Origin of the sequence: Streptomyces sp. NPDC059900 (assembly GCF_050270335.1) — a bacterium.
In the GTDB taxonomy this organism is placed as follows: Bacteria; Actinomycetota; Actinomycetes; order Streptomycetales; family Streptomycetaceae; genus Streptomyces.
Genome location: NZ_JBNNJZ010000365.1, coordinates 1 through 8,433 on the forward strand (window position 1 = coordinate 1; position 8,433 = coordinate 8,433).

Sequence of the window (8,433 nt, forward strand, 5' to 3'; positions counted from 1 at the left end):
CTTCTCCCCCGCCCACCGGGACCACGTACGGTCAGCGCCATGGAAGCCGGAGAGTCGAAGGCCCCTGAACCACGGGTGCAGCTGGTCATTGGCATGGTCCGCAGAGGCAACGAGATCCTGCTCGTGCGCGAGAGCCTGGGCGCCCACGGCGAGGCCCTGTGGTCCCTCCCCGGCGGTGGGGTCGAGGACGGCGAACTCCTGCACGAGGCGCTGCGGCGTGAAGTGCGCGAGGAGACCGGACTGCTGGTGGGCGATCCGGTGCGGACCGCGTTCCTCGTGCACATCGACTCCGAGCGGTTCCCGTCGGCCTTCGCCGCGGCCTTCGAGGTCGGCGAGTGGTCGGGGGACGTCGCACCCGAGGACGACGAGATCCAGCAGGCTGCCTTCTTTCCGCTGCCGGATGCCTTGAAGCTGCTCCGTGAACTGGACAGCGCGGCGCAGCGGGAGCCGATCGTCGGCTATCTGACCGGGACTGTCGCGCCGGGAACCACCTGGCTGTACCGCAACAGGGGCGGGGAAGAGAAGCTCGTCGCCCGCTGGTGAACTTCGGACAGGCACGGCGAGTGCGGAGATTACGGTGGGCCCGGCGAGCCCGGCGGGCAAAAGGAAAGGCAAGGAGATCGCTCTCCCTGCCACTCCTAACGTATAGCTCACTTGGGGGCTTGCGGCAAGGCCCGGGTGGTGGCGCAGAATCGTCGGCCGAGGCCACAACCTGCGGAAACGGGACGCACGACGCGTCCGGCCGGAGGCCACGGAGGTAGCGCAGTGAGCGAGCAGTACGTGTTGGATCTCCACGAGGTCGACGGGACGCAGGCTGCCGTCGTCGGCGGCAAGGGCGCACACCTGGGGGAGCTGTCGAGGATCGAGGGTGTCCGCGTGCCGGGCGGGTTCTGCGTGACGACGGACGCCTTCAGGCGGGTCATGGCGCAAGAGCCCTCGATCGAGGACCGGCTCGTCGCGCTGTCGCGTCTGAACCCGGACGACCGGGAGGGGATCCGCACGCTCAGCGCGGAGGTCCGCCGCAGCATCGAAGAGATCACCGTCCCCGGCGACCTCGCGGCGGCGGTCACCGGGGCGGTCACCCGGCTCGGCGAGCAGGCCGCCTATGCCGTCCGCTCCAGCGCGACGGCGGAGGACCTGCCGACGGCTTCCTTCGCGGGCCAGCAGGACACGTACCTGAACGTCGTGGGGCCCCGGGAGGTCCTCAGGCACGTCAGCCGGTGCTGGGCCTCGCTGTTCACCGAGCGGGCGGTGACCTACCGGCTGCGGAACGGCTTCGACCACCGGGCGATCCACATGGCCGTGGTGGTGCAGCAGATGGTCCTCCCGTACGCGTCCGGCATCCTGTTCACCGCCGACCCCGTCACGGGCAACCGGAAGGTCGCCACCGTGGACGCGGGCTTCGGACTCGGCGAGGCCCTGGTCTCGGGCCTGGTGAACCCGGACGTGTTCAAGGTGCGTGACGGCGAGATCATCGACGAGGTGATCGCCGCCAAACAGAGCGCCGTCTACGCCCTGCCCGCCGGCGGCACGCAGCACGTGACCGTCGACCCGGAGCGGCAGGAACAGCCGGCCCTGACGAACCAGCAGGTCGTACGGCTCGTGCAGCTGGGGCGGCAGATCGAAGCGCACTTCGGCCGGCCGCAGGACATCGAATGGTGTCTGGTCGACGACGACTTCCGGATCGTGCAGAGCCGGCCGATCACCACGCTGTTTCCCGTGCCCGCGGCCGGCGACCAGGAGAACCACGTCTACCTCTCCGTCGGCCATCAGCAGATGATGACCGACGCCATGAAGCCCCTCGGGATCTCCGTGTGGCAGCTGACGGCCATGGTGGAGATGCACGAGGCCGGCGGGAGGCTGTTCGTCGACGTCACCCCGCGCCTGGCCGCGCCCGCGAGCCGCGCCGGTCTCCTGGACATGGTAGGGAAGGGCGATCCGCTGTTCAGGGACGCGCTCGAGACGGTGCTCGACCGCGGCGACTTCGTCCCGATGCTCCCGGACGCAGCCCCCTCCGGCCCGCCGCAGGGCAAGGCGCCTGCCGGCGGCGCACCCGCCCCGATCGCCACCGATCCGGCCATCGTCACCGAGTTGATCGAGCGCAGCGAGAGGTCCGTCGCCGCCCTGGAACGCGACATCCGGACGAAGAGCGGACCGGAGCTGTTCGACTTCCTCCTCGAAGCCTTCGCGGAGCACAAGCGGGTCCTCGGTGACCGGCTGAGCATGCAGGCGATCATGGCGGGGATGGAAGCCACCTGGTGGCTCAACGACCACCTCCAGGAATGGCTCGGCGAGAAGAACGCCGCCGACACGCTCACCCTGTCCGCCCCCGACAACATCACCTCGGAGATGGGGCTCGCGCTCCTCGACGTCGCCGACGTGATCCGCCCGTATCCGGAGGTGGTCGCGTACCTCCAGGGCGTCGAGGGCGACGGCTTCCTGGAGGGGCTGGCGAAGCTCGCCGGCGGGACCGAGGCGCGCGATGCCATCGAGGCCTACCTCGACCGGTACGGCATGCGCTGCGTCGGCGAGATCGACATCACGAGGCCGCGCTGGCGCGAGCGCCCCGAAACGCTCCTGCCGGTGATCCTCGACAACGTCAGGATCTTCGAGCCGGGCGCCGCCGGGCGGCGCTTCGAGGAAGGGCGGCAGGAGGCGCAGAAGAAGGAGCAGGACGTGCTGACCCGCCTGCGGGCCCTGCCCGACGGGGAGCGGAAGGCCGCCGAGACCAAGGAGACGATCGACCGGCTGCGGACCTTCATCGGCTACCGGGAGTACCCCAAGTACGGCATCGTCAGCCGCTCCTTCGTCTACAAGCAGGCCTTGATGCGCGAGGCCGAGCGCCTCGTGCGGGCCGGTGTGCTGCCGGAGAAGGAGGACATCTTCTACCTCACGTTCCAGGAGCTCCGCGACGTGGTGCGCGCGCAGCGGGCGGATGCCGGGCTCATCCAGCAGCGCAGGGAAACGTTCCGGTCGTACCAGGCGCTCACGGTGCCCCGGGTGCTCACGTCGGACGGCGAGGCCGTCGCCGGGTCGTACCGGCGCGAGGACGTGCCGGAAGGTGCCCTGGTCGGCCTCCCCGTATCCGCCGGGACCATCGAGGGCAGGGCCCGCGTCATCCTCGACATGGCGGAGGCCGACCTCGAAGAGGGCGACATCCTGGTCACGGCCTACACGGACCCCAGTTGGTCCCCCCTGTTCGTCGGCATCACGGGCCTGGTCACGGAGGTGGGCGGCCTGATGACCCACGGCGCGGTGATCGCACGGGAGTACGGTCTGCCTGCCGTCGTAGGGGTTGCGCAGGCCACCCGGCTGATCCGGGACGGCCAGCGGATCCGCGTGCACGGAACCGACGGGTACATCGAGATCCTGTCGTGAACAGCCGGGGGAGGGCGCGGATGTGAGCAGGGAGGGGTGGCTGGGGCGTAGCGGCTCAGGCATGCAGGGTCGGCCGGTAGACCAGCTCCTGGATGTGGCCGTCCAGCGTCGTCTGTTCGATCAGTTCGAGGTCGAAGTCGGCCGAGCCCCGGAAGATCGGGTCGAGGCCGGTCTCACCGGTGATCACCGGGAAGAGCGTCACCTGGACCCGGTCGACCAGACCGGCGGCCATCAGCGCCCGGTTCATCGACAGACTGCCGTGCGAGCGCAGCGGCATCTCTGATTCCTCCTTGAGCCGTGCGACGACGTCCACGGCGTCGCCCTTCGCGACGGTCCCGTCCGTCCAGTCGATGGGGCCCTCCAGCGTGTTCGACACCACCGTCGCCGGCAGGTTCGTCATCCGGGTGACCCACGGGTCGCGCACCTCGGACGCCTCGGTGCCGGCGGCCAGCATCCGTGCGAACGCCCGATAGGTGTTGGCCCCGAAAACCATCCGCTGCTCCTCGCCGTACTGGGCGAGACGGTGGTCGAGGAGCTCGGGGCCCTGCTTGCCCCAGTAGCCGGTCCACTTCCCGCCGGCGGCGCCGAAGCCGTCGAGGCTGGAGAAGACGTCGAAGGTGTAGGTGGCGGTCATGATGCTCTCCTCGCATGCGGTTGCCGGTGTGCCGGCTCTCGGGGATCTCTCGGGGATCTCTCAGGGATACAGACCGCCGGCGGCGGCCGGACTCATCGCTCGTGGACCCGTGCGGTGGAAGACGCAGGAGAAGGCGGGCTCTGTGGTCCGGGCAGGCGGGCGCGGCGCAGGGCGGGGAACGCGGCGGCGACCGCGAGGGTGGCGGCGATGCAGAAGAGGCCGCCGGTGATCACCGCCGTACGGGCGCTGGTGAGTTCGGCGAGGAAGCCGACCGCGGCGTTGCCCAGGGCGGGTGAGACGGTCGCCTGGACCATCCACAGGCTGCTGACCCGGCCGCGCAGCTCGTCCGGGGTGCCGTGCTGGAGGAGAGCCGAGCGCAGGGTCTCGGAGATCAGGTCGCCCAGGCCCGCGAGGGCGAGCAGGGCCAGGGCGAGCGGCAGCAGTGAGGTCGCGCCGAAGCCGGTCAGCGACAGACCCCACAGCAGGACGGCGCAGATCAGGGCGTGACCGCCCGCACGGCCCGTCCAGCCGCTGGTGGCCGCGCCGATGAGGGCGCCGAGCGCGGGGGCCGCGTAGAGCAGTCCCACCACGCCGGGGCCGCCGCCGAACTGCTGGTCCGCCAGGACGGGGTAGAGGGCCTGCGGCATGGTGAAGACCATGGCCGCGGCGTCGATGAGCAGCAGGCCGACGATGAGCCGGTGGCCACGGATGTAGCGCACCCCGTCGGTGACCGCGGTGAACGCCTGCCGGACGCCCTTGGCACCGTGTGCGACGGCGGGCGGAAGCGGCCGTACGAACACCAGGGCCCCGGAGAAGACCAACAGGCCGACCGCGTCGACCGCGTAGCAGGCGGCGAGCCCCGGGCCCGCGACGAGTAAGCCACCGACGGCCGGGCCCAGCAGGGCCGAAAGCTGGGCGGCGGCTGAGGTCAACGCGCCTGCGGAGGCCAGGCGTTCGGTGCCCACGAGAGCCGGTATGGCCGCAAGGAGGGCCGGGCCGCCGAGGCCCGCCAGGAGGCCGGTCAGGCCGGTGGCGGTGTAGATGAGCCACAGATGCGGCTGCGGAAGCAGTGCGTTGAGGGCTAGTGAGGCCGCGACGAGCGGGAGGGGGAGGCGGGTGGCCAACATCAGCAGCCGCCGGTCGTACCGGTCCGCCAGCACGCCGCCCACCAGCACGCCGACCACCATCGGTAACGCACGCGCGAGGCTGACCAGGCCGATGTGAGTGGCCGACCCGGTGAGGTCGTAGACCTGCACGGCCACCGCCACGCTGGTCATGAGCGTGCCGAACAGGGCTGCGACGAACCCCGCGAAGAGCAGCCGGAAGTCGCGGCTGTCGCGCAGCGGGGTGAGGTCCATGGCGAGACGGGACGGGCGCACAGGCGTCTCCAGGGGGAGTTAGGCGAGCCTTACCGGGGAAACCCTGGCGTCCGGAATCCTTAAAGTCAACATGTGTGAAGTTCAATGGGTCCGGCCGGCCCCGGGCCGCTCGGTGCTTGCTAGCCTTCATGGCGATGAGCAGCGACACTCCGGCCCGGCGGCGGCCGACCCACCGCAAGGGCCGCGCCACGCTCACCCGCGAGTCGGTCGGGCGGGCGGCGCTGGACTTCCTGGGGAGCCGGGGCCCTGCCGAGCTGACGATGCGTTCGCTCGCCCTGGACCTGGGCGTCTCACCCCGCGCGCTGTACAACTACGTCGAGGACCGGCGCGACCTGATCACGCTGGCCGCCGAGTTGTTCGAGGCCGACTGGCGGCCACCGGAACTGGACGCCGGCCCGGACCGGTGGCGGGAGAGTCTGCGGGGCTTCTGCCGGGACCTGCGCGCGCACTACCGGCGCCATCCCGGCATGACGACGCTGGCCCTGCGCGAGAACGTCACCATGGCACGGCATCCGGCGATGCTGCGGAACGTGGACACGATGATCGGGTTCTTCGAGGGTGTGGGGCTGTCCCTGGCGGACGCCTACCGCGCCTGCATGGAGGCGATCCGGCTCGTCGTGGGGTTCGTGGAGTTCCAGGACGCCCTGTACGACCGCCCGCCCGCACACCTGGACCCCAGGGACCTCCGCCGACTGCCGCCGCCCTGGCTGGAGTCGGCGACGGAGGCGCAGCTGCCGCACCTGAGCCGCGTCAGCGACCTGGAGCCCGGCACTCCGGACGCGCTGTTCGACTTCTCGCTGGACATCTTCATCGAGGGAATCGCGGCCCGCGTGCACGCGTGAAAGCGTGCTGCCGGGCCTGCCGGCAGCACGCAAGGGCGGGATCCGTGCCGCGTCAGTGGTGCGGTCCCCGTCGGCCGAGGGTTTTTGCGGGGGTTGCGCCGGGGCGGGTCCACTGCGGGGTGGGGCGGCCGGTCGGGCCCCAGGTGGCGTTCCCGTCGGCGTCCGTGCGCCAAGTCCAGCACGCGTTCTGGCCCTTGGGCCGGCCCTCGGGGTTGTCCTCCCACGCCTCGCCGCGGCCGTAGGGCGTCCTGTCGAGCAGGGCGAGGGATGCGTTGACCGGCTCGTTGCCGCGGCCCGTCGTGGAGTAGGTGAGGAACGTGCGGTCGCCGTCGCGCAGGAAGCTGGTGAGGTAACCCATGTCGCCGCCGACCGGCGCGGCCACGTCGCGTACCGAGTACCAGGGCTGGGTGTAGCCCATGAACTCGACGAAGGCGGCCACCTCGTCCCACCGGCCCGTGGTCAGTACGGCGAAGGAGACGCCGCGGGCGTTGAGGTAGACCGCGTCCCGCAAGTGCCAGGCCGTGGTGGTGCAGCCTTCGCACTGGCCCTGGTGCGGCGCCCCGTCGTACCACATGTGCTGGTAGACGACGAGCTCGTCGCGGCCCTGGAACAGGTCGAGGAACGGGACTCGGCCGTCGGGCCCGACGACCTCGACCGTTCCGTCGAACTCCACCATCGGCAGCCGTCGGCGGGCCGCGGAAAGAGCGTCGCCCTCACGGGTATGGGCCTTCTCGCGGACCAGGAGCTCGTCACGGGCGGCCTGCCAGGTGGCCAGGTCGACGATGGGCGGGCGGCCGGGCAGTGCGGTGGTCGAGTCGTCCGGAGTGGTCGTCATGGTGTCCTCCGTGGTGTCCGGTGCCGGGCAGCGTCGTACGACGCGCCGCGGCAGTCGCCAGAGCAGACCGGCGAGGCGACCGGAACTCATCTGTCGAGTACGCCTTGCAGGGCCGAACCGGCCTGTGTGCGCAGCCAGGCGCGGTCGTTGTCGTGGCGATGACCCGGCGTTCGAGGCCGAGTGCGGCCAGGGCGTCGTCGACCGGGTCGCGCAGGCGCCCGCGCCGGGAGACGGTGATGTGTTCCGGCCGCGGCGTAGCGGCCGGGGTGAGAGGTCCTTCGGTGATCGAGGATCTCGGCGATATCACCACGGCCCGTGCCACCGAAGCACTCGTCCTGCTGGTCCCGCACGTGCTGCGCCGCACCGGCGTCCGTCCGTTCGCCGTCTCCCTCGCGCGCTGAGCGGCGAGGCCGCTCAGGACCCCGCTAGCCGCGGCGCCAGATAGGGGGCGGTGGCGCTGCGCTTCGAGCGGGCGACCTTGGCGGGTGTGCCGGTGGCCACCACCCGGCCGCCCGCGTCACCGCCGCCGGGGCCGAGGTCGATGACCCAGTCGGCGGTGGCGATCGTGTCGAGGTCGTGCTCGACCAGGACGACCGTGTTGTCAGCGTCCACGAGTTGGTGCAGCTGTCCCAGCAGCAACGCGATGTCCGCGGGGTGCAGGCCCGCCGTCGGCTCGTCGAGCAGGTAGAGCGCGTGGCCGCGCCGGGCCCGCTGGAGTTCGGTGGCGAGCTTGATGCGCTGGGCCTCACCGCCGCTGAGTTCCGTCGCGGGCTGGCCCAGGCGCAGGTATCCGAGCCCCACTTCCCGGAGCGTTTCGAGGCTGCGGGACGCGGCGGGGACCTCCGCGAGGAACACGGCGGCCTCGTCGACGGTCATCCCGAGCACCTCCGCGACGGTCCTGCCGCGATACGTCACTTCGAGTGTCTCGGCGTTGTACCGCGCACCCCGGCACGCCGGGCACGGGGCGTACGTGCCGGGCAGGAAGAGCAACTCGACCGCGACGAACCCCTCGCCCTGGCAGGTCTCGCACCGCCCGTCGGGCACGTTGAAGGAGAAGCGGCCGGGGGTGTAGCCGCGCGCCTTCGCCTCGTTCGTCGCCGCGTACAGCTTGCGTACGGCGTCGAACATCCCGGTGTACGTGGCCAGGTTGGAGCGGGGCGTGCGGCCGATGGGCCGCTGGTCGACCCGCACGAGCCGGTCGAAGGATTCGACCCCGGCCGCGTCCCGCACGTCGATCTCGAACTCCGTTCCCTCGTCCTCTTCGGAGGGTTCTTCCGGCTCTAGCCCGAGGTGGCCGCGTACGACCTCGGCGAGCACCTGTGTCTCCATTTTCGACTTCCCGGAGCCGTATAGTCTGTTGAACTT

Annotated in this window: 6 protein-coding genes and 1 pseudogene; 3 read left to right on the top strand and 4 right to left on the bottom strand. The window is 71.1% G+C overall.

Annotation, left to right across the window (positions count from 1 at the left end):
* Positions 1 to 39 precede the first annotated feature (39 nt).
* Both ACQKIP_RS32575 and rph read left to right on the top strand, forming a co-directional pair.
* Complete coding sequence (locus ACQKIP_RS32575) at positions 40 to 543, top strand: NUDIX hydrolase (protein WP_365865386.1); 504 nt, start codon at positions 40 to 42, stop codon at positions 541 to 543.
* Between the two features lie 222 nt (positions 544 to 765).
* A complete protein-coding gene (gene rph / locus ACQKIP_RS32580; RefSeq protein ID WP_365865384.1) occupies positions 766 to 3,378 on the top strand; it encodes a rifamycin-inactivating phosphotransferase in 2,613 nt (870 codons plus the stop codon).
* 55 nt (positions 3,379 to 3,433) lie between these two features.
* Here rph and ACQKIP_RS32585 read toward each other — a convergent pair whose 3' ends face one another.
* Both ACQKIP_RS32585 and ACQKIP_RS32590 read right to left on the bottom strand, forming a co-directional pair.
* Positions 3,434 to 4,012: a dihydrofolate reductase family protein gene (locus ACQKIP_RS32585; protein ID WP_365865383.1), complete on the bottom strand. Its 579-nt coding sequence runs from the start codon at positions 4,010 to 4,012 to the stop codon at positions 3,434 to 3,436.
* Between the two features lie 92 nt (positions 4,013 to 4,104).
* Positions 4,105 to 5,391, bottom strand: coding sequence for an MFS transporter (locus tag ACQKIP_RS32590; RefSeq protein ID WP_365865381.1), 1,287 nt, complete (start codon positions 5,389 to 5,391; stop codon positions 4,105 to 4,107).
* A gap of 134 nt (positions 5,392 to 5,525) precedes the next feature.
* Between ACQKIP_RS32590 and ACQKIP_RS32595 the strand changes: the two genes are divergently transcribed.
* The gene (locus ACQKIP_RS32595; RefSeq protein ID WP_365865380.1) at positions 5,526 to 6,233 is read left to right on the top strand and encodes a TetR/AcrR family transcriptional regulator; all 708 of its coding nucleotides are present in this window, start codon (positions 5,526 to 5,528) and stop codon (positions 6,231 to 6,233) included.
* A 52-nt stretch (positions 6,234 to 6,285) separates the two neighbouring features.
* Here the strand turns inward: ACQKIP_RS32595 and ACQKIP_RS32600 are convergent, their stop codons facing one another.
* Entirely contained in the window at positions 6,286 to 7,068 is a 783-nt protein-coding gene (locus tag ACQKIP_RS32600) for a DUF899 family protein (RefSeq protein ID WP_365865378.1), read from the bottom strand.
* 414 nt (positions 7,069 to 7,482) lie between these two features.
* A pseudogene (locus ACQKIP_RS32605) lies at positions 7,483 to 8,433 on the bottom strand (ABC transporter); the annotation flags it as partial.

Bases quoted from the DNA above. Each gene is read 5' to 3' on its own strand.
- ACQKIP_RS32575 (WP_365865386.1), top strand. From the start codon at position 40: ATGGAAGCCGGAGAGTCGAAGGCCCCTGAACCACGGGTGCAGCTGGTC.
- ACQKIP_RS32585 (WP_365865383.1), bottom strand. From the start codon at position 4,012: ATGACCGCCACCTACACCTTCGACGTCTTCTCCAGCCTCGACGGCTTC.
- ACQKIP_RS32595 (WP_365865380.1), top strand. From the start codon at position 5,526: ATGAGCAGCGACACTCCGGCCCGGCGGCGGCCGACCCACCGCAAGGGC.
- ACQKIP_RS32600 (WP_365865378.1), bottom strand. From the start codon at position 7,068: ATGACGACCACTCCGGACGACTCGACCACCGCACTGCCCGGCCGCCCG.